The 20,551-nt window shown below is 42.1% G+C and carries 18 protein-coding genes; 8 read left to right on the forward strand and 10 right to left on the reverse strand.

The features are described from left to right. Window positions 1-43 precede the first annotated feature (43 nt). The 3 genes from ACQKIC_RS03615 to ACQKIC_RS03625 are packed head-to-tail and all read right to left on the reverse strand — an operon-like array spanning window position 44 to window position 3,711. On the reverse strand, window positions 44-1,243 hold the full coding sequence (locus ACQKIC_RS03615) for a class I SAM-dependent methyltransferase (protein ID WP_402955012.1): 1,200 nt from the start codon (window positions 1,241-1,243) through the stop codon (window positions 44-46). A gap of 33 nt (window positions 1,244-1,276) precedes the next feature. Continuing rightward, entirely contained in the window at window positions 1,277-2,185 is a 909-nt protein-coding gene (locus ACQKIC_RS03620; RefSeq protein ID WP_427591681.1) for a phosphotransferase, read from the reverse strand. A gap of 14 nt (window positions 2,186-2,199) precedes the next feature. Further along, the gene (locus ACQKIC_RS03625; protein WP_427591680.1) at window positions 2,200-3,711 is read right to left on the reverse strand and encodes a DEAD/DEAH box helicase; all 1,512 of its coding nucleotides are present in this window, start codon (window positions 3,709-3,711) and stop codon (window positions 2,200-2,202) included. Between the two features lie 306 nt (window positions 3,712-4,017). Between ACQKIC_RS03625 and ACQKIC_RS03630 the strand changes: the two genes are divergently transcribed. Then, on the forward strand, window positions 4,018-5,310 hold the full coding sequence (locus ACQKIC_RS03630; RefSeq protein ID WP_402870094.1) for an NCS2 family permease: 1,293 nt from the start codon (window positions 4,018-4,020) through the stop codon (window positions 5,308-5,310). A gap of 116 nt (window positions 5,311-5,426) precedes the next feature. Here the strand turns inward: ACQKIC_RS03630 and ACQKIC_RS03635 are convergent, their stop codons facing one another. Both ACQKIC_RS03635 and ACQKIC_RS03640 read right to left on the reverse strand, forming a co-directional pair. After that, the gene (locus ACQKIC_RS03635; RefSeq protein WP_402955015.1) at window positions 5,427-5,975 is read right to left on the reverse strand and encodes a hypothetical protein; all 549 of its coding nucleotides are present in this window, start codon (window positions 5,973-5,975) and stop codon (window positions 5,427-5,429) included. Window positions 5,976-5,983: 8 nt separating this feature from the next. Then, window positions 5,984-7,177, reverse strand: coding sequence for a ParM/StbA family protein (locus tag ACQKIC_RS03640; protein WP_427591679.1), 1,194 nt, complete (start codon window positions 7,175-7,177; stop codon window positions 5,984-5,986). A gap of 360 nt (window positions 7,178-7,537) precedes the next feature. Here ACQKIC_RS03640 and ACQKIC_RS03645 point away from each other — a divergent pair, with 360 nt between their 5' ends. The 3 genes from ACQKIC_RS03645 (at window position 7,538) to ACQKIC_RS03655 (ending at window position 10,157) form a co-directional block, all read left to right on the forward strand. Further along, window positions 7,538-9,058 carry an FAD-dependent oxidoreductase gene (locus ACQKIC_RS03645; protein WP_427591678.1) on the forward strand — a complete coding sequence of 507 codons (1,521 nt, stop codon included), beginning with the start codon at window positions 7,538-7,540 and terminating at the stop codon, window positions 9,056-9,058. 112 nt (window positions 9,059-9,170) lie between these two features. Then, window positions 9,171-9,365 (forward strand): YwbE family protein, encoded by a 195-nt coding sequence (locus ACQKIC_RS03650; RefSeq protein ID WP_057914066.1) that lies wholly within the window; start codon window positions 9,171-9,173, stop codon window positions 9,363-9,365. Window positions 9,366-9,500: 135 nt separating this feature from the next. Next, a complete protein-coding gene (locus ACQKIC_RS03655; protein WP_427591677.1) occupies window positions 9,501-10,157 on the forward strand; it encodes an SIMPL domain-containing protein in 657 nt (218 codons plus the stop codon). Window positions 10,158-10,222: 65 nt separating this feature from the next. Here ACQKIC_RS03655 and purU read toward each other — a convergent pair whose 3' ends face one another. Further along, window positions 10,223-11,125, reverse strand: a complete 903-nt coding sequence (gene purU / locus ACQKIC_RS03660) for a formyltetrahydrofolate deformylase (RefSeq protein ID WP_402870082.1) — start codon at window positions 11,123-11,125, stop codon at window positions 10,223-10,225. 499 nt (window positions 11,126-11,624) lie between these two features. On the opposite strand from purU, the gene ACQKIC_RS03665 reads away from it, so the two are divergent. The 4 genes from ACQKIC_RS03665 (at window position 11,625) to ACQKIC_RS03680 (ending at window position 15,761) form a co-directional block, all read left to right on the forward strand. Beyond that, window positions 11,625-12,404 (forward strand): transporter substrate-binding domain-containing protein, encoded by a 780-nt coding sequence (locus tag ACQKIC_RS03665; protein WP_402870080.1) that lies wholly within the window; start codon window positions 11,625-11,627, stop codon window positions 12,402-12,404. Window positions 12,405-12,430: 26 nt separating this feature from the next. Then, window positions 12,431-13,096, forward strand: coding sequence for an amino acid ABC transporter permease (locus tag ACQKIC_RS03670; RefSeq protein WP_402870078.1), 666 nt, complete (start codon window positions 12,431-12,433; stop codon window positions 13,094-13,096). A gap of 12 nt (window positions 13,097-13,108) precedes the next feature. After that, the gene (locus tag ACQKIC_RS03675) at window positions 13,109-13,849 is read left to right on the forward strand and encodes an amino acid ABC transporter ATP-binding protein (protein ID WP_402870075.1); all 741 of its coding nucleotides are present in this window, start codon (window positions 13,109-13,111) and stop codon (window positions 13,847-13,849) included. 259 nt (window positions 13,850-14,108) lie between these two features. Then, on the forward strand, window positions 14,109-15,761 hold the full coding sequence (locus tag ACQKIC_RS03680) for a glutamine--tRNA ligase/YqeY domain fusion protein (RefSeq protein ID WP_402870072.1): 1,653 nt from the start codon (window positions 14,109-14,111) through the stop codon (window positions 15,759-15,761). Window positions 15,762-15,851: 90 nt separating this feature from the next. Here the strand turns inward: ACQKIC_RS03680 and msrB are convergent, their stop codons facing one another. From msrB to ACQKIC_RS03700, 4 genes are all read right to left on the reverse strand, one after another. After that, on the reverse strand, window positions 15,852-16,811 hold the full coding sequence (gene msrB / locus ACQKIC_RS03685) for a peptide-methionine (R)-S-oxide reductase MsrB (protein ID WP_427591676.1): 960 nt from the start codon (window positions 16,809-16,811) through the stop codon (window positions 15,852-15,854). Between the two features lie 156 nt (window positions 16,812-16,967). Then, a complete protein-coding gene (locus ACQKIC_RS03690) occupies window positions 16,968-18,146 on the reverse strand; it encodes a NupC/NupG family nucleoside CNT transporter (protein WP_402870067.1) in 1,179 nt (392 codons plus the stop codon). Window positions 18,147-18,476: 330 nt separating this feature from the next. Beyond that, a complete protein-coding gene (locus ACQKIC_RS03695) occupies window positions 18,477-19,703 on the reverse strand; it encodes a sensor histidine kinase (protein WP_427591675.1) in 1,227 nt (408 codons plus the stop codon). A gap of 11 nt (window positions 19,704-19,714) precedes the next feature. Next, window positions 19,715-20,386 (reverse strand): response regulator transcription factor, encoded by a 672-nt coding sequence (locus ACQKIC_RS03700; RefSeq protein ID WP_427591720.1) that lies wholly within the window; start codon window positions 20,384-20,386, stop codon window positions 19,715-19,717. Between the last annotated feature and the right edge of the window lie 165 nt (window positions 20,387-20,551).

Below are 20,551 nucleotides of genomic sequence, written 5' to 3' on the forward strand. Positions count from 1 at the left end.
CACCCTCTTTATTTTATTGAACGGGACTGGTCATGCTCAATGATTAATGCATGTCCCCACTACGTTCAGCTACTAACGTATACGTTTTAGGTATCCCAATGTCATGGATTTTGTGGTTTGGTTCTTCTTCAAGGACTTTGATGATCAAACCGGATTCTCCGACTGCCGTTATGAGTTCACCCATGGTCCATTTGCGTTGGACCACTTTCGAAAGGCTTTGTTTATCTTCTTCAGGCATATGTTTGGAAAAAGCCACCTCGTTATTTTCAATGGCAGGAGCAAAATAATTGCCTGTCACCTTATGTTTTTTACCAGAAGAGGTTATGAGTTTCGTCGAAATTGGATGGAACTCATGCAGCACGAATCGTCCCCCCGGCTTCAACATCCTTTTTACCGTTTCGAATAATGGCTGCAGATCTATGAGATAGTGAAGGACACCCAGTTCCATCAAGACCAAGTCCTGGTCTCCTAATGCATGTTCGGGCGGCAAGGACAGCACATCCGAGACAATATATTCAATGCTGACGTCGGATGATTCAGCCAGTTCGTTCGCGAAAGTAGCATTTTCCCGAGAGAAATCCACGACCTTAACGTCAGCTCCCAACATCGCCATGGCGACTGCCTTGACCCCATTCGATCCCATTAAATGTGTGACTTTCCGACCCACTATGTCTCCCATATATTTATAAAATGGATGCAATCTCCATCGCGGGTTGTGCTTGATCTTCCCTGCCAATTCATCCGGTTTACCGTAACGGTTCACAAGGGCTAGATAATTATTTTGATTCCAGGCCTGTTCATTTTCAGCTGTAAAGCCCTTTTGTGCCGATAATAGATACGCATGGATTTCATCACGATTACTCTGCATTTCAGCATTGTAAAGGTAGCTGTATAGGGATTGGCACCAAAGCTCGGTTTCCCCTACTGGTATGAGTAGTCGGTAAGGATCCGTTTTAATTGTCCTATTGAATAAACAGCGGACCGTAATCAGTATTCCATCCTTTTCAACCTGGAAAAAGGCTGTTTCAGGATTCTTTTCGGGCTGTGAAGGAGCATGATCTATGAAAAGGGAAAATGTTTCATCAAAAACATCCCACTGCACGTCGACCGAGACATTTATAGTATCCTTTATTTCAACCCCTTGTATAAATAAAGCGGAGGGTCCCGTAAATTGATAGGGAATGTTTTCATCCTCAAGCAATTCCCCTATCCATGTAATTGTATGTAAATAGTTTCCGTTCATGCGAACCTCCTAGATCAGTAAAAATCAGTAGAATCAATCTTCCATAGCCAACGACAAACCTGTGCGCGTGAGGGAGATCAGTTCTTCGTCACCTCGATCGATTCCATACACAAGCAGCCTGACGAGCATGTAAATCGCCCTAAATCTTGCCAGGTTTTTGACTTCGGTTTCAATTTCACCATAGATTTCAAAAAAGGACCGTCTCGCCTCTTTTGGAAAGTAGCTGTATAAAAAAGAAAAATCGATAGCTGGATGCCCGATATGAACGTCCCCCCAGTCAATGATGCCCATTAGTACACCCTGGGCATCGAGCAAGACGTTCCGGACATGAATATCACCATGGACAAGGGTATCGCATGTCCCTTCATACGATACATCCAGGTCTTTCAAATACATCGAAACGGCATGGGCCTGTTCAGAATAGCCTAGTGCCACTAATGCTAAGAGTTGCTCATCAAGGCTGTCCTGCCGGAAAGAAACATCAAGCCTCCGCATTCCATCAGGCTGTACACCCAATTGTTTCGCCGTTGGCACAGGAAACCCGTGAAGCACTTTCAGGAAGTGGGCAAACTTTATTGCCGAGGAAATCTTACTTTCCATGGTTTCCTTCACAGGTAAGTGTCCCTTCACCATTTTGTAGCCAGTAAAGGGATATGGATAACTACTGCTCGGCTCTCCAAAAAAGACCGGTTCAGGAATGGCTAGCGGAAGATTTCCGGCCAATGAAGGCAAAAGCTTGTTTTCCACTTGAATTAAGGTAACAGCAATGGGTCTTCGGGGAAATCTGAATACATACTCCTCATTCAACTGAATGACCGTATTGTCAAACCCTTCCCCGATTTGCCTCACCTTTTCCAAGCCCACATCGGGAAACTGATGCTTTATCAAATTCTTTGCAAGTTCTAAGGAAACTGGATATTCTGCCAACCATGGTTTGTCCAATTCTCCTTCCCCCTTTATCGGTTTCTGCCCCTGCTAGGTGAACCTCCTGAATCATTGCGACGGTTCCCATTCGGACTATGGGTATTCCCCCTTCTGCCTTGACTCCCTCTTTGTCGTTCTCCTCGGACATTGTCGCGACTACGTCCCCGACTTTCATCCCTATGATCTCCTCGTGTGTTCTCGCGTTTAGGACCTCGGTTTGCAAAGCCCTCACGTGTATTCTCTAGACTCAACTCACGATTGTCGGCCTGATTAGCGGAGCGGTGACTTCCTCGGTTCGGACCTCGCGTATCGATTCTTTCTCTATGACGGCGTCCACCACCAGAACGTGGACGACGCGCTTCCCCTTCAGATGAGTCGCGGTCATGACGCTTCCGTTTATTCTCGACTTCGCCCGGCTGGAACATCTTAACCCCTTCGATCTTTCTCCGTTCAATTTTCATGGAAATACCTTTTTCAATATCACTCAAAAGCTGAAGATCCTTCGTAGCAATAAAGGTTACGGCTAATCCATGCTCACCGGCCCTTCCTGTACGTCCTATCCTATGGATATAGCTTTCGGCATCTTCAGGAACATCGTAGTTAAAAACATGTGTCACGCCTTCAACATCCAGCCCACGCGCAGCAACATCCGTGGCCACTAAATATTGAAGCTTCGCATCCCGGAAGTTTTTCATGACGCGCTCTCGTTTTGCCTGCGACAAATCCCCATGAAGTTCATCCGAGTTGAAACCAGCCGCCTTTAAAGCATCGTTCAAAACAGAAACACGGCGCTTTGTCCGGCAAAAAACAATCGCCAGATATGGCTGTTCTTCCTTTATGATGCTGATCAGTGAGGACTGTTTGGCCCTATCCGTCGTTTCAATGACAAGTTGACGGATCTGCTCGACCGTCACTTGCTCAGCTTTAACAGCAGCTGTCAATGGTCTATCCATATAACGCTTCGCCAACTGATGGACTTGTTCTGGCATCGTCGCGGAAAAGAGCAACGTTTGTCTTGTCTCTGGCAATTGTCCCATGATTTCTTCCACTTCCGGTAAAAATCCAATATGGAGCATTTGGTCCGCTTCATCCAAAACAAGCGTTTCGGTTTGGGATAAATCAATGGTTCCCCTTCGTAAATGGTCTAATAATCGGCCCGGTGTAGCTACCACGACAGAAATATTCCGTGTCAGCTTTTTCATTTGCTGCTCCACATCTTGTCCACCATACACGGCTAGCACTTGCAATTCCTCGATCTCATTGGCGAACTTTTTCAGCTCAGCCGTTATCTGTAACGCTAACTCCCTAGTCGGTGTGACGATTAATGATTGAACGTGGGAAGCTTTTGGGTCGACTTTTTCTAATATTGGAAGCAAAAATGCCAATGTCTTCCCTGTTCCTGTCTGTGCTTTCGCGATGACATCCCGTCCCGCCATTATGTCAGGTATCGATTTTTCCTGTATCGGGGTTGGGCTGGTTATGCCGGTTTGCTTCAATATCGTGTTAATTTCTGGGCTTATGCCAAGCTCGATGAAATTTGTCATGTATCGGCCTACTCTCTATATTTGTGATATCTTATTTAAATCATCATTACATCCATTGTCTATTATTGATTCTACACTAAGGCAATTTCCTTTACTCCAAGTTCTTTGTTAGTATATCATTATCTATTTTTGAGAGAAAATTTTTCATGGTATTGTGCTTTAGATGTTTTTCTAATATAATTTATAAGATTTTAAATTTCTGACTAACTATACTATTTGAGCTACTTGCCTGGAAAAAGGTGGGCGTCTCCTCCTTGTAAATGTCCGTACAAGGAGTTTTTGTATATAAAAAGAAGGAGTGGCCGCATGTTTAAATTAAAAGAACGGAAAACGAATATTAAGACAGAAGTCCTTGCAGGGCTTACAACCTTTTTAACATTAGCTTATATCATCGTTGTAAACCCCAAAATTCTTTCTGATGCTGGTGTTCCTTTTGAACAGGCTTTTACAGCAACCATCATCGCTACCTTAGTCGGTACTCTTTTCATGGCTTTTCTAGCCAATTATCCGATTGTCATTGCTCCTGCGATGGGATTGAATGCCTATTTCGCGTACTCTGTCCTAGGCACGCATGATATCTCGTACACGGTTGCCTTTTCGGCAGTCTTTGTTACAGGTATTATCTTCGTCATATTATCGCTTACTTCTTTCCGGTCTAAACTGATTGAAGCGATCCCCAATAATCTGAAACATGCTATCAGCGCCGGGATTGGTCTATTCATCACCTTTATCGGGCTTCGTTTATCTGGGGTCGTAACGAGTCATGAATCGAACCTGGTGACCCTAGGGAGCTTCAGAGACCCAGGAGTGGCACTTACCTTAATCGGTTTGGTAATAACCATCATTTTAATGGTCCGTAAGATTCAGGGTTCCATTTTCATCGGGATGATCATTACAGCGATCATTGCCCTATTTACTGGACAACTTAAAATTGAACATTTTGTTTCGGTGCCATCGTTACCCGAGGGCATCATTGTCGCTAATCCAATCACTTCTTTTGCGGATGTTGTAAACTACGGCCTATATGGTGTAGTGTTTTCCATCCTTCTCGTTATGCTTTTCGACACCACCGGAGCCCTAATCGGGATTGTGCGCCAAGCTGGGTTATTGAAAGACGGAAAGTTGGAGAAAGCAGGAAGTGCTTTCTTCGCGGATTCCGTTGGGACAACAATCGGAGCCATGTTCGGTACAAGCCCCACTGCCGCCTCCGTGGAGTCCTCGGCCGGTGTAGGTTCAGGTGGTAAAACAGGGTTAACCGCTCTTGTCGTAGCCATTCTTTTCTTGGTCACTGCTTTCTTCAGCCCACTTATCGGGGCAGTATCAGATATTGCGGCCATCACTGCACCTAGCTTGATCATAGTTGGTAGCATGATGATCAAAAGCATCAATGAGATTGAATGGACCCATTTCGACGAATCTTTCCCAGCCTTTTTGGTCATTGTTACGATGCCTCTTACTTCAAGTATCGCCAATGGTATAGCACTTGGATTCATCTCATATCCAATACTAAAAATCGCAAGAGGGAAATTCAAAGAAGTCCATCCGTTAGTATACATCTTTGCCGTTCTTTTTCTTTACCAACTCATTTTCTTAGCATAAAAGAGAGGAACCGTGACATCACGGTTCCTCTTTTCATGTCCTATCCTCGCCTTTAACCCCCTTCGAATCCTATCAAAAAAAGGATATCCAACATGTTGTCAGATACCCTTCCTCTTTTACTGATTCATTTGATCAAGAAAGTCGCCAAGAAGATCATCCAGGTTTTCCTCTTCTGGTTCCGGCTGCTCTGGCTGTTCTGAAGTCTCATCGAAACTCCAATCAAAATCATCCAAATCCATTTCGGGTAATTCCTTCGGTTCTTCTTCCAAACTCCTCTCCACCAATTCTTCCTCTTCCTTTACATAGACATCCTCATTGATTCCATTGCTGTTTAGTGAGGCCAACAAGGCCGTAGCCCGTAAAGGATCGGATAAAAGATGGTACAAAATCGTTCCAAGCATTGCTTCTGAGTGGGAATGCTTTAGCCAGTCACGCTGAGATTTACTAAGCTTATTCGGCATGGGCAAGGCAACCATCTCCCGTTCCTGATGAGAGGATTGCCCAACGCCATCAAGAACATACTCTGCAATCTTACTGGAAAAATTTCTTCTTTCCGTTTCCTTTAATTTCTGCAGCTGCCTTAACGTATAATCGGATACATCTGAAGGGATACGAAAAGTGATGGCCTGTCCTCTTTTGATTTCAGAAGAAGCTGTTTTTTTCATTTTCTCACCTATTTAACTGAACCTGTACGTTGTTCTTTCTTCTTATGTTGAGATTGTTGCTCTTCCTTTGAATTCCGGCGTTTAAAGTCGGAAATCAGCTTGTAATAGGCGTTGGCCATCATCCAAACGCTTTCTCTTTCATCTTCAAAAAAATCGATATTGTACCCATCAAAGTTTTGATTGAGTGTTTTCAAGTAATCCTTCAGTACAATTGAACCCCCACCTACGAAGTAGCAAATCTCCGTCTGTGAATTCTTTTTCCAAACGTTGCGAAGATGACGATATTGTTTTTTTGCAAGCTCCCCTAAAATGCGGTCGACAATATCATGCACACTTGTCCGACTTCCACGGACCATTATATGGTTCCGGTCGTTCTTTTTCGTGATAATCTCCACCACGTCACGTCTGCTGTCCAATTCGACACCATGTTTCTTCCTGATTTCCTCACGAATTGATTCGAGTGCTTCAGCCACACCAAGGTTAAACCCTTGTGCTTTATCATCATCCACTTTACGGTTCTTAATGACCGCGATATCTGTCGAAAGTCCGCCGATATCTTGAATAAGAATTCTTTTGTCGATCAGCTCACGGTTAATGATGTTCAAATCATTGTCCATTACTAGATTGATATAAGCTGCAAACCCTTCAGGATAGACCTTCACTTCATCAAATTTAATATTCACTTTCAATCCCTGATATTTAGGCGTGATTAAAAATTCCACTTGGTGAACCGAACCCACTAATTTCGAGCGATATCCGACATCTTTCCCTTCCTTCACTTCACGGAGCGGAAGGCCCGTACCCAACGTATAGTTCGCTTCGACGACATTATTAACCTTTTTGAAGCGATCATTGTTCCCCTGTTTAGCCGCATCCAATGCCAGTGCCGCAAAAAGCATGATCAACGTTTGGTCTTCTTCCGATTTACTGCTGCCTAAATCCAATTCTGTAGGGTTATCACTTTTTGTCGCTAAATTCCCAACACGGTAAATAGCATTATTATCTTGAAGTGCTGGTGAGTGCACTCTTATATGAATTCCATCCAATGGACTATTCTCATCCAGTTCCTCTATCCCGATGACCGGCCGGTCCTCAATATCTTTTGCAATGACATTCGGTATATATAGTTCAGACTCTAGTTTTCCAAAAATAGCTTTGATAGCATCATTACCTACATCTACTGCTGCGATTCTAGAACTCATCTTAAAACATCCCCTTTTTTTAAAAAAATGCCAGACAGTGTACTTTAATAAGAATAGAAAAAAATACCATAATAGTCAATGATTCGATAGATATACCTTTTCCTAAAATATGTATTCATTTTGTATACATTAGTAACAAGTGTGTACACACCTTGTATATAGCCATGCATACGTGTTTGTAAACATGTTTACTATATTGTTTACAAACTATCTTATTTTGTTTACATGTATACATTTTTGTATACAATGCAAACCATTTCCTTTTTATAACATCCATCTACCAAAAAGAGGATAAAAAGCTAGGTGAAAGGGAATGGTAATAAACGGAAACCATTCCTAAACGTCTGGAGGAATTTAAAAATGACTGAAAAAAATACAGAACTCCCACAGTATCCTGAACCCTTCTGGAGAAGTACATTGACTTTTCCTTCATTCCCCAAGGTAGAAGAAGATATTAAAACAGATGTCTTGATTGTTGGAGGCGGGATCACAGGCATAACTTCCGCTTATCTATTAGCCAAGCAAGGAGTTCAAGTCACACTCATTGAGGCGAGCGAGATCCTAAACGGAACCACAGGACATACAACAGCCAAGATTACCGCCCAGCATGGACTGGTTTATGACAAGCTAATTGCAGCGCATGGCGAGGAAAAGGCAAAACTATACTATGAAGCAAATACTGAAGCAATGAATTTAATCAAGGAATTGGTCGAGGAACATTCTATAGAATGTAATTTATCTAAACAAGATGCTTATGTGTATGCAAATACTGAAGAATATGTTAGTAAGATTCAAAAAGAATTGAGGGCCTATCGTAAACTCGGTATTCCCGGTGATTATACCGACACTATACCCTTCTCCATTCCATGCAAAGCCGCGGTAATCATGAAGGACCAGGCACAGTTCCATCCATTGAAATATTTACTGGGACTTACCTCCCCCATTCTGGATGGTGGCGGGAAAATCTTTGAACATACGACAGCCATGAAGATTGAAGATGGAGAGAATCCGACCGTTCTGACTGAGGATGGTCATAAAATTACATGCAACCATGTCATCGTCGCTTCTCATTTTCCTTTTAATGATGAGATGGGTTTATACTTTGCACGGGTCCATGTAAAAAGATCCTATGTCCTTGGCATTAGGATGAAACAGGAATATCCGGGAGGTATGTTTTATAGCGCGGATAGCCCTTCCCGTTCCCTTCGCTATACGGAAAACGACAATGGTGAAAAGCTGATTCTTGTAGGCGGAGAAGGGCATAAAACCGGGCAAGGTATATCCACAATAAACCATTATGAGGCTTTACAGGATTTTGGCTCCCACTATTTCAAAGTGGAGGACATCCCTTACCGTTGGTCGGCTCAGGATATCGTGACGCCTGATGACCTGCCATTCGTTGGCCCGGCAACCCCCAATCATCCCCGGGTGCTCATTGCAACCGGTTATGCAAAATGGGGCATGACAAATGGAACCATTGCCGCAAAAATCTTGACTGACCGCATTTTACAAAAGGATAACCGATATGCGGACTTGTATGATCCCGCCAGATTAGATGGAATGAAAAACATGGTGAAAGATAATGCGGATGTCGCGAAGCATATGATTCAGGGCAAGCTTTCCATCCTTCATAAAAAGCCAGACGACCTAGGATTGGATGAAGGGGCCATTGTCAAAGTGAATGGGGATAAGGCTGGGTGTTACCGAGATAAAGAAGGTCAACTATTCATCGTGGACTCGACATGTACCCATATGGGATGTGAAGTCGCGTGGAACAGTGGGGATAGGACTTGGGATTGTCCGTGCCATGGCTCACGTTACTCTATTACTGGAGAAGTTATGGAAGGTCCTGCAGTCGAGCCCCTCAAGAAAATTCGGTAATAACGGATACCTAGCGTACATTGCCCTATTATTCTCGACTATAACAACTGTTTTCCTTATACTGAAGGGACTGCAGTAACTTGCAAATACCTCTAAAAGGGATTGAAGTAAAATGAACGGTAAAAATCGAAAAGATATCACTCCAGGAACCTCTGTAGACATTGTACTGAAAGCAGATCAACGAAGCGGAAAACTAACAAGTGGTACAGTAAAGGACATCTTAACAAACTCTAGCAGTCACCCACATGGAATAAAAGTACGGTTGACAGACGGCCAAGTTGGCAGGGTCCAGGTCATTCATAAATAACATGCACTCGGTTTGAAACCGAGTGTTTTTTTATATCCTTATTCTTTCGATCAATCCTTCAACAAAAGGGAGCATGTTTTCCCTTACGGTCCCGTACAATAGGATAAACTCACTTTTATAAAAGGTTGGTGTCTTATGAATCAGGAATTTAGCACCCCCAATCGAAATTATCTTGATAACCCTCACGCTTTAAAGGTGTCCGGCTCTGAGACGCTTCAGGCTGCCCCTGATCAGGCGACCATTACCCTGGGGGTCATAACAGAGGATGAGGACCCCCAGAAGGCTCAACAAGCCAATTCACAAAGCATTGCACGAGTCATTGCTGGACTGAAGTCCATTGGCATTTCCGAAGATCAATTGAAAACGAGTGAATATAGGATTGACCCGCAATATGATTATGTTGGTGGAAAAGAACTGTTTAAAAATTATAAGGTCCATTATATAATCCAAGTCCAAACAACTGAGATTGAGGCCATTGGCATCATAATTGACACGGCTGTCAGCAATGGGGCCAATTCCATCTCCAATATCCGTTTTTCCTTGTCCACTCCAGAGGTCTATTACAATCAAGCCCTTTCACTAGCTTTAAAGAATGCTTATGAAAAAGCACTCTCCATGGCGAGAACGATAGGAGTTACCTTGAACCCCATTCCCACTCTCGTTGAAGAAATGTCGGAAACAACTCCTCCTGTTCTTTTCCAAACCAGTTCCTACACCAAAGCAGCCACTACCCCCATCCAACCTGGTGAATTGAACATTACCGCTACAGTAAGAGTGGAATATACTTACTAAGTTGCCGGTTTCCAAAGTAAAACCCTCTATTGGCAAGGCTACTTGCCAATAGAGGGTTTTTGTTTTTAAAAGACGACTGTTTTGTTTTCATGAACAAGAACACGGTCTTCCAAATGCCACTTCACAGCATGAGCAAGTACCCTGCGTTCTGCAGAACGACCAATTTTCTTCATCTCTTCTGCAGAGTCACGGTGATCGACACGTTCTATGTCCTGCTCGATGATGGGACCTTCATCTAAATCATTTGTCACATAGTGGGATGTTGCCCCTATCAACTTAACACCGCGGGTATATGCGCGTTCATAAGGTCGAGCCCCTATGAATGCAGGTAGGAATGAATGATGGATGTTGATGATTTTATTCGGATGGGCTGCCACGAAATCGGGTGTCAAAATCTGCATATATCGAGCCAATACGATTAAATCAATCTTAAAGTCCTCCAGCAATTTAAGCTGCTGCGCTTCCACTTCTTTACGAATCTCTTTATTTGCCGGAATATAATAAAAAGGAATATTCATGGATTCGACAATTTCCCTAGTATCTTCATGATTACTGATGACCATCGCTATATCTGCCAGTAGATTGCCGCTTTGCCACTCCCATAACAACTCAAGTAGACAATGTGGTTCTTTCGAAACGAAAATCGCCGTCCTCTTTAAATCACTAACGTAATTGAACGTCCATTGCATGGAAAACTTTTCTGAAATTTCTTGAAAATCTTTTTCCATGTCTCCTGATTTCGCTTTTAAGTTGGGGCAATCAAATTCAATTCTAGTAAAAAAAGTCCCGCCATTTGGATTCATGGAATACTGACTCAATTCAACAATATTCGCTTCATATTCTTTTAAAAAAGCCGTTACCGTTGCGACTATGCCTGGTTGATCCGGACATTTTATTATCAAACGTCCTCTATCTTCATTTTTTTCACGGTATGCCTGTAATTGCTCTTGCACAAAGTTGTTCACCATTATCCCAACTGCCCTTCGTCTTTTTGGCTCTATTATACTTTATTTCGTCAGCAATGTTAAAGTCAGTCCATTACTCCCCGATTAATAAGCACGATAATCCTTGTCTGAAACCTGTACTGCTTTCAACACCCACTCCGGATTGGAAGGTAATACATCCCCGTATACCGGCTTTTTTATTATTTCTTCGGTGGTTTCCACTTGCGTACCGTTTTAATAAGGGGGATTTTTTTCGATTGGATTTTCAATGACTTGATAGACACCCAGCTATCCAGTGACTTGAACATAACGGGAAATATAGAAGAAGTAAATGCAAAGTCCTAGAACCTCTAAGAATTGCATAGTAAAAGAGATTAAAAGACAAGAATCGGCCTGATTAAGGACGATTTTTTTTGATATTTGGACATTTTGGGACGTTCTTCCCAAAATTGGAGGTTATGACAGAAGACATGTTGGGTATAAAACACTTTATCAGTACCTAAAAGGGGGATTAGAAATAATCATGAAATTATCAGTAAAATTCATTCTTGCATTATTGGTCATTCTTGGTCTCATGTCCGGCTGTGCTGAGAAGGATCAGCTTGAAGATGGTAGTAAGCTGATTAATGAGGATCAGTTCATCTTCGCTTCCTCAGGTGAATTCAAACCATTCAGCTATGTCAATGATGACATGACTGTAACTGGATTTGATGTCGAGGTGGGAACGGCCATTGCCAAAGAATTAGGACTTGAAGCAGTTCCTAAGCGAATAAAATTCAAAGGAATTGTTGAAGGGGTCAAGACTGGTCGGGCAGATGCAGCTGTTGCCAGTCATACCATCAATGAACAGCGTAGTAAACACGTTTCCTTCTCTACTCCCTATTACTACTCTGGTCCTCAAATCTTTGTGCGCCCTGATAGTGATATCGAGACAATCGAGGATTTAAAAGGAAAAGAAGTAGCCGCGTCTAAAGGTTCTACATACGCAAACACCGCTGAAGAATATACAACCAATGTAAAAACCTATGATAGCGACATCACGGCCCTTAAAGCATTGAGCGGAGGGCGTCATGATGCTGTCATAACGGATTTTGTCACCGGAAAAGAAGCCGTGAAAGAAGGCTTTGAAATTGAAGGACGACAATTGATTGAACGGAGTGAGCAGGCGATTGTACTGCCACAAGATAACCCTGAGTTGCTCGCACGTGTCAATGCAGCACTCGACAATCTCCGTGAAGACGGAACGCTTGCTGAAATCAGCAAAAAGTACTTTGGTGAAGATATCACGACCAAACCTGAATAAAGATAGATAGAAAGGGAGTTGTTCCATTGCCAAGTTTTTCACATTTCTTTGATACATTATTTAGCTCTTCGGATGTGTTCATCCGAGCCATGCTCCTCACCTTGGAGCTTACTGTCGTATCCATTTTAGTGGGGACCGTCATCGGATTACTTTTTGCACTCTTAAAAATTTCTAATATTAAGATCCTCGCATGGATTTCAGATGCTTATGTATTCCTAGTCCGGGGTACACCATTGATCGTACAAATATTCATCCTTTACTTTGGTATTAGTAACATCTTCCTGCTTCCTGATTTTTGGGCAGCATCTCTTGCACTCGCCTTCCATAACGGTGCTTATATTTCGGAAATACTTCGTGGAACGATTCAATCCATCGACAAAGGACAGGTGGAAGCTGGTCGCTCGCTAGGAATGAGCAAGTCTCTCACACTAAGAAGAATCATCCTGCCACAGGCTTTCCGCCGTGCACTGCCACCACTAGGCAATCAATTCATCATCGGCCTTAAGGATTCCTCATTAGCCGCATTCATCTCAATGAATGAGCTCTTTAACGTTGCCACTACGTTAGGATCTAATAACTTTGATGAAATGACTTACCTTCTGATTGTAGCCGTCTATTACTTGATACTTGTAGCAATCTTAACCATAGCCGTCAATGCATTCGAAAAGAAACTGTCCATTAGCGATCGATAGGGGGAAATGAACATGGAACAAAAAGAAATGATTCGCATAAGAAACTTGAATAAATCATATGGAGATCTTCATGTGCTTAAGGATATCGATATGAAGGTGCTGGATAGCGATGTAGTCTGCCTGATAGGCCCTAGTGGCTCTGGTAAAAGTACATTGCTCCGTTGCTTGAACTATTTAGAGAAAAAGGACAGTGGACAGATCCTGATCGAGGGAACAGAGATTCAGCCTGGAAAACATGATATTAATAAGATTCGGGAAAAAGTGGGCATGGTTTTTCAGCATTTTTACCTTTTCCCACATATGACAGTGCTTGAGAATATTATAGAAGCACCTACTCACGTCAAGAAGGTCCCTAAGGCCCAAGCCATTAAGGAAGCAAAAGAGTTATTGGTTAAAGTGGGACTCTCGGATAAAGCGGATGTCTACCCAAGCAAACTATCGGGTGGGCAAAAGCAACGGGTTGCCATAGCTCGGGCCCTAGCCATGAAACCGGATATCCTACTCTTTGACGAACCCACTTCCGCTCTCGACCCGGAACTTGTCGGTGAAGTGTTAGCGACAATGAAGGAACTGGCCATTGAAGGCATGACAATGGTCGTCGTGACCCATGAGATGAGCTTTGCCCGTGAAGTAGGAGACTGGATTGTCTTCATGCACAACGGACGTGTGATAGAAAGCGGCCCACCTACGGAATTTTTCTCCAATCCAAAAGAAGAACGGACGAAGGAATTTTTACAAACGACTGTATTTTAAATGACACCATCCGAAGCAATGCAGAGAAACTCTGCATTGCTTCTTTTCTGAACAATACTAGTTATATAGATTTATCAGTTGCCACCAAAGTTTCAGGGATATATTCTTCCCAAATGTGCAAACTAAATACTAGATGAATTGTTTCAGAATATATCCTCACTCCCCCCATTCCGGCTCGAACATGGAAAAATGTCTGTATTTATGGTATATATACAGGTAAAATTAAAAGAAGTATATAAATGAAAGAGGTCGAATTCTGTTGGAACATAACTCTTCAAACTTTATTAAAAATATTATAAACGATGATCTAGAGTCCGGAAAACATAATCATATCGTCACCCGTTTCCCTCCTGAGCCAAATGGTTACTTACACATCGGGCACGCAAAATCCATCATACTGAATTTTGGTGTGGCTGATGAATTCAATGGGAAAACGAACCTGCGTTTCGATGACACGAATCCATTGAAGGAAGATATTGAGTATGTCAATTCCATCAAGGAAGATGTCAAATGGCTTGGTTATGACTGGGATAACCTTTTCTTTGCTTCCGATTACTTTGATAAGATGTATCAAAAGGCTGTATTGCTAATCACTAAAGGTCTAGCCTATGTGGATGACCTAAATGCAGACCAAATCCGTGAATATCGTGGAACATTAACGGAACCTGGAAAAGATAGCCCTTACCGCAATAGAACGGTTGAGGAAAACCTTGAGCTATTTGAAAAGATGCGTAACGGCGAATTTGAGAATGGCCAAAAGGTATTGCGTGCAAAAATCGATATGAGCTCGCCAAATATTAACCTGCGGGATCCTGTTATTTACCGTATTTCCCATACGGAACACCACAATACAGGAGATAAATGGTGCATCTATCCGATGTATGCATTTGCTCACCCAATTGAGGATGCCATTGAAGGCGTCACTCATTCCATCTGTACGTTGGAGTTTGAAGATCAACGTCCGCTTTATGACTGGATCGTTGATAATTGTGAAATGGAAAGCAAACCACAACAATATGAATTTGGCCGTTTAAACCTGACGAATACGGTGATGAGCAAGCGTAAATTGAAACAGCTTGTCGATGAGAAATTTGTCGACGGCTGGGATGATCCACGTATGCCTACCATCTCCGGTTTACGGAGACGGGGATATACACCGGAAGCGATTCGTGCTTTCTGCCAGGAAATAGGTGTTGCTAAAACGAGTGGTGTCGTCGATTCCCAAATGCTTGATCACTTTGTCCGTGAGGATTTGAAGCTGAAGGCTCCACGTACCATGGGTGTTTTAAAGCCACTTAAAGTCGTCATCACCAACTATCCAGAAGGTGAAGTTGAAATGCTTGAAGCTGAAATCAATCCCGAAGTACCTGAGATGGGTACTCGACAAATTCCATTTTCACGTGAAATATACATCGAGCAAGATGATTTCATGGAGAATCCACCGAAAAAGTACTTCCGTCTTTTCCCGGGTAATGAAGTCCGTTTGAAACACGCTTATTTCATTAAATGCGAAGACGTGATAAAAGATGAGGCTGGAAATGTCATTGAGCTTCATTGCACATATGATGTTGAAACAAAGAGCGGATCTGGTTTCACCGGCCGTAAGGTGAAAGGGACACTTCACTGGGTCGAAGCTACACAAGCTATTTCAGCAGAATTCCGTAACTTCCAACCTTTAATCTTGGATAATGAGCAAAATGAAGAAGAAGAAAAATCATTTTTAGAGCGGGTTAACCCTGATTCCATAGAAGTCTTACAAGGATTTGTTGAGCCTAATATGAAAGACGTCAAGCCACAGGATAAATTCCAGTTTTTCAGACATGGCTATTACAATGTCGATCCTAAACTTACGTCATCCGATCAGCTCGTCTTCAATCAAATCGTTAGCTTGAAGAGTTCATTTAAATTATAAAAACTAATGAAAAGGACCAAATTCCATAATGGAGTTTGGTCCTTTTCATATGCTTATGAATTATCTTGCATCTTCCATCCCTCAACAACATCACTCCATTTGAAATAGCAATAATAGGTCTCCGTATCCTTCCTCTTCCATTTCATTTCTAGGGATGAACCGAAGTGCAGCCGAATTGATGCAATAACGATTTCCCTTGGGGGCAGGACCATCCGAAAACACATGTCCTAGATGGGAATCGCCTTCCCTGCTCCGCACCTCAGTACGGGTAGATCGATAGCTTACGTCAATCTTTTCATGAACACTGGCAGACATGATCGGCTTTGTAAAGCTTGGCCATCCACATCCACTATCATACTTATTCCTGGAGCTGAATAGGGGCTCTCCAGAAACGACATCCACATAGATGCCTTCTTTAAAATGATCCCAGTACTCATTGTCAAAAGGTGGCTCTGTCCCATTTTCCTGTGTAACGAAAAATTGCCTCTCAGTCAAGATTTCCTTAAGGTGGGATTGATCCTTAGGCCAGTTTTCTTTTAAGAAAGCATCGCGGCCTGAACCCTTACGATACAAGGCGTACCTAAATTGATTCTTTTTATGGAAATCCTGGTGATATTCCTCGGCAGGATGAAACTCCATGGCCGGTAAAATATCCGTTACGATGGGGTCATCGAACAGATTATTCTCCATTAATTCTTTCTTAGACTCCTCGGCTTCTAATCGTTGACGATCATTATGATAAAATATCGCAGATTTATATTGATTACCCCTATCAGAAAATTGTCCACCAACATCGGTAGGGTCAATCTGCTGCCAGAATATCCGAAGTAAATCTTTATAAGAAATGAGGCGAGGATCAAACACAAGCTGAACCGCTTCTACATGATCGGTCTGACCTGAAATCACCTGCTTGTAACGGGGGTTGGGAACCTTCCCGCCCGTATAACCCGAAGTCACTTCAATCATTCCATCCATTTCATCAAAGGGAGCTACCATACACCAAAAGCATCCCCCTGCAAAGGTCGCGATCTCTCTATCATTCACTGTCACACATGGCACCCTTTCCTACTATTTACTTTGTTATATTATTACATACCCAAACAACAAGCTAACTCTTTCATTTCATGCCATTCTATAAAAAGAGGCACTTAGGAATCAACCTAAGTGCCTTACATGATCATTAATTAATTATTGCCATGGAATCCATTAAAGGATGACACTTACAATGATGGCTGATAGAATGCTGACAAGCGTCGCACCATAAAGTAACTTCAAGCCAAATCGTGCCACAACGTTCCCTTGCTTTTCATTTAGTCCTTTAACTGCACCAGCGATAATCCCGATTGATGAGAAGTTTGCAAAAGATACCAAGAACACCGATACAATACCTAAAGTTCTCTCACTGAATCCAGCATCCGCTAAGCTCAACATGGCAACGAATTCATTCGTCACTAATTTAGTGGCCATGATTCCACCAGCAGATACAATTTCAGATGCCGGAACACCCATGATGAAGGCAAATGGAGCAAAGATATATCCTAGGATTTCTTGGAAGCTAATACCTAGAATCAAGTCGAATAAGCTGTTTATACCAGCGATTAATGCGACAAAACCAATTAACATGGCAGCAACAGTTATCGCCACTTTGAATCCATCCATGATATATTCTCCGAGCATCTCGAAGAAGGATTGCTTTTCTGCCCCTTCTTCAACAGCGAGAATATCTTCTTCCTCGGAAACTGTATATGGATTGATGATAGAAGCGATAATAAATCCACCAAACATGTTAATAACAATGGCTGTCACCACATACCTTGGCTCAACCATAGTCATGTAAGCTCCTACAATCGACATGGATACAGTGGACATGGCCGATGCACAAAGCGTGTACATACGTGAAGGCGGTATGGCACCCAGCTGTTTCTTCAAAGTAATGAATACTTCTGATTGACCAACGATAGCCGAAGCAACCGCATTATAGGATTCAAGCTTACCCATCCCATTTATTTTACTGATTAGTAAACCAATCCACTTCATAATGAATGGAAGGATTCTTAAATACTGTAAAATACCAATTAAGGCGGATATAAAGACAATCGGAAGAAGAACATTTAAAAAGAACGGTGATGCGCCTTCATTGACGATTCCGCCGAAGACGAATGTTACCCCTTCATTGGCCCATTTCAAAAGCATTCCAAATGCGTCAGCAATAGCATTGATGATGACAAGACCAAACTTCGTATTTAATAATATATACGTCAAGATAAGCTGAATCAGGATCATTATGATGATTGGTTTAACTTTGATTTTCTTACGGTCACTGCTCACTAATACAGCAAGTCCAAAAACGACGATCAGCCCTAAAATTGCTATCAGAAATTTCATTATGCGGCCTCCACTTAGGTGAATTTAATTTATTTTAACTGGTACCTTAAAAGAATTATGCAAGCGTTTTCTCTTTTAGCCAAAATACCTTGTCCGTACCTCTTCAATTTTATATACTATACTAATATTTTTTGTAGTGCAATTAATTTTTTTCTATAAGCACAATACAATATTTGGTAACTGACAAACCCATTTTATTAAAAGTTTCCCCAACTGGTTTCTCTATATCCACATCTAACGAAACAGCAACGATCAAAAAAAACTTAGGGTTAAAAAAGACCCTTAACTTTCCCTTAAGATAAAAGGGGAAATTAGAGCCTATCTTTTTATTTATATCTTTGGTTTTTTTGGAAAGGTAATTTCGAAACGCGTGCGTTTTCTCTCTTCACTCGTCACTTTAATAATCCCTTGATGCATTTGGACAATCCACTTGGCAATAGAGAGACCAAGTCCTGACCCTTCGTTTAAGGAACGGGCTTGTTCCACTTGATAAAATCGATCAAAGATTTTCGATATTTCCTCTTGAGGAATCCCTTTTCCATCATCTTCTACAGAAAGAATGATGGACGAAGCGCTCTTGACGCAGGATATCGAAATTTCCCCGCCTTTTTCCGTAAACTTCAATGCATTATCGACTAATATCACCAGTAATTGATGAATTCTTTCTTTATCCCCGAAAAACTCAACTTGTTCCGGGACTATGCTAACCATTGTTTTATTCTGAAAAGAAGCTATATCAATATACTGTTCAACAATCTCGCTAATGACTTCATCTAAGAAAAACCTCCCTTTTGTAACCTCCATTTGATTGGAATCCGTTCGAGTCAAGGTTAAAAGGCTTGTAACTAACTTATTCAAACGTCGCACTTCTTTAGAAATAATCGATATATCGACCGCTTTTTCTTCGATTGTCGCGGAAGGTGATTGAAACAACAAATCGGCTCTCGATTGAATGACAGCAAGCGGTGTCCTGATTTCATGCGAAGCATCGGAAACGAACTGCTGCTGTTGCTCCCATGATTTTTTTATCGGGATGAGGGCCCTCCCCGCCAAAAGGTAACCAGCTCCAATGGCCAAAAGGCCTCCAATTCCTCCACCCATGAGCAATATGAGCAATAAGCGATTGAGCATAGCTTTTTCCGAATCTACATTCCGAATGAATTGCCACGTCATTTGTCCGTATTCTGTTTCTACCTGTGTGGAAACCGCTCGATACGTAGCACCATCGACGGAAATTTCTTCAATCTCATCAAACGTTTTCGGGAAAAACTCCGGTTCATTGACCTTGAAGAAATTGTTTTCGTTCAACCTCGGCTCAATGATTGTTTCATTCGGACCCCAAACAATCACACTTGGACCTGGACCTAACTGAAATTCACCTGGGGGGCGAATCCCCCCTGGCATGCCCCCAATCCTTTGATCACGCAAGGAATCATTCACTTCTTTATAAATCTGACTTTCTGTATAGAAATAAATCGTTCTGCTTAATATGGCAATAAGAACTATGAAGACGATTGAATTTAATAGTGTCAACTGAAGCCTCGTTTTTTGAAACATGCTACCCCCCCTTAAGGTTGTTTTAACATATAGCCAATTCCTCGGATAGTCTGTATGTCCTTATGGTATTGAAAGGGTTCCAATTTCTTTCTTAAATGGTGCACAAACACTTCAACGATAGCGATCGTCGTATCGGAATCAAACCCCCAGATGCGGTCAAAAATCTGTTCACGGGTAAGGATTTTCCCTTTATTTTGAATGAGGTATTCAAGCAGCTCATATTGCTTCAACGTTAGTCTTACCGGCTCACCGTCTACCAAAATATCCTTTTCCTTCTCCAAAAATTCAATTCCCCTGTATTTCAAACCCTGTTCAAGCGAAAGTATTCCACTCCTACGCAGAAGGGCCCGTATTCTTGCCTTAAGCTCGGCTGCCTGAAATGGCTTGACCAAGTAATCGTCCCCTCCAAGTTCTAGGCCCCTTACCCGATCCTCCAGGGAATCTTTTGCGGTTAAAAATAAAACACTCGTATCAATTTTGGCGTTCCTCATGTGGCGGATGATCTCGAATCCATCCATACCCGGAAGCATTACATCCAAAAGAATGATATCGTATATACGTTGCTGGGCCAAAAAAAGCCCATCTTCCCCGTTATCAGCTGTATCCACTTCATATTCATCCTCTAAAATTTGCCTCATTGACTCTAATAATGAAGCATTATCCTCTACCACTAATACCTTCATCAAAAGGCTCCCTCCCGACAAAATTCTCCTGTAAATATATTGTAATCCTACCCCTTTATATATATAAAAGAAAACCTGACAACATCATCCTGCTTTTTTAAAGATGTATAATGAAATCAGTATTACGAAAGAAGCTTAACTTTTCCTTAATGATGGCTGCCTTTA

It is taken from the genome of Peribacillus sp. NPDC046944, assembly GCF_050272735.1.
GTDB lineage: Bacteria > Bacillota > Bacilli > Bacillales > DSM-1321 > Peribacillus.

Bases quoted from the DNA above. Each gene is read 5' to 3' on its own strand.
- ACQKIC_RS03625 (WP_427591680.1), bottom strand. From the start codon at position 3,711: ATGACAAATTTCATCGAGCTTGGCATAAGCCCAGAAATTAACACGATA.
- ACQKIC_RS03675 (WP_402870075.1), top strand. From the start codon at position 13,109: ATGGAACAAAAAGAAATGATTCGCATAAGAAACTTGAATAAATCATAT.
- ACQKIC_RS03645 (WP_427591678.1), top strand. From the start codon at position 7,538: ATGACTGAAAAAAATACAGAACTCCCACAGTATCCTGAACCCTTCTGG.
- ACQKIC_RS03630 (WP_402870094.1), top strand. From the start codon at position 4,018: ATGTTTAAATTAAAAGAACGGAAAACGAATATTAAGACAGAAGTCCTT.
- ACQKIC_RS03635 (WP_402955015.1), bottom strand. From the start codon at position 5,975: ATGAAAAAAACAGCTTCTTCTGAAATCAAAAGAGGACAGGCCATCACT.
- ACQKIC_RS03655 (WP_427591677.1), top strand. From the start codon at position 9,501: ATGAATCAGGAATTTAGCACCCCCAATCGAAATTATCTTGATAACCCT.
- ACQKIC_RS03665 (WP_402870080.1), top strand. From the start codon at position 11,625: ATGAAATTATCAGTAAAATTCATTCTTGCATTATTGGTCATTCTTGGT.
- ACQKIC_RS03695 (WP_427591675.1), bottom strand. From the start codon at position 19,703: ATGTTTCAAAAAACGAGGCTTCAGTTGACACTATTAAATTCAATCGTC.
- ACQKIC_RS03650 (WP_057914066.1), top strand. From the start codon at position 9,171: ATGAACGGTAAAAATCGAAAAGATATCACTCCAGGAACCTCTGTAGAC.
- purU (WP_402870082.1), bottom strand. From the start codon at position 11,125: ATGGTGAACAACTTTGTGCAAGAGCAATTACAGGCATACCGTGAAAAA.
- ACQKIC_RS03700 (WP_427591720.1), bottom strand. From the start codon at position 20,386: ATGAAGGTATTAGTGGTAGAGGATAATGCTTCATTATTAGAGTCAATG.
- ACQKIC_RS03615 (WP_402955012.1), bottom strand. From the start codon at position 1,243: ATGAACGGAAACTATTTACATACAATTACATGGATAGGGGAATTGCTT.
- ACQKIC_RS03690 (WP_402870067.1), bottom strand. From the start codon at position 18,146: ATGAAATTTCTGATAGCAATTTTAGGGCTGATCGTCGTTTTTGGACTT.
- ACQKIC_RS03640 (WP_427591679.1), bottom strand. From the start codon at position 7,177: ATGAGTTCTAGAATCGCAGCAGTAGATGTAGGTAATGATGCTATCAAA.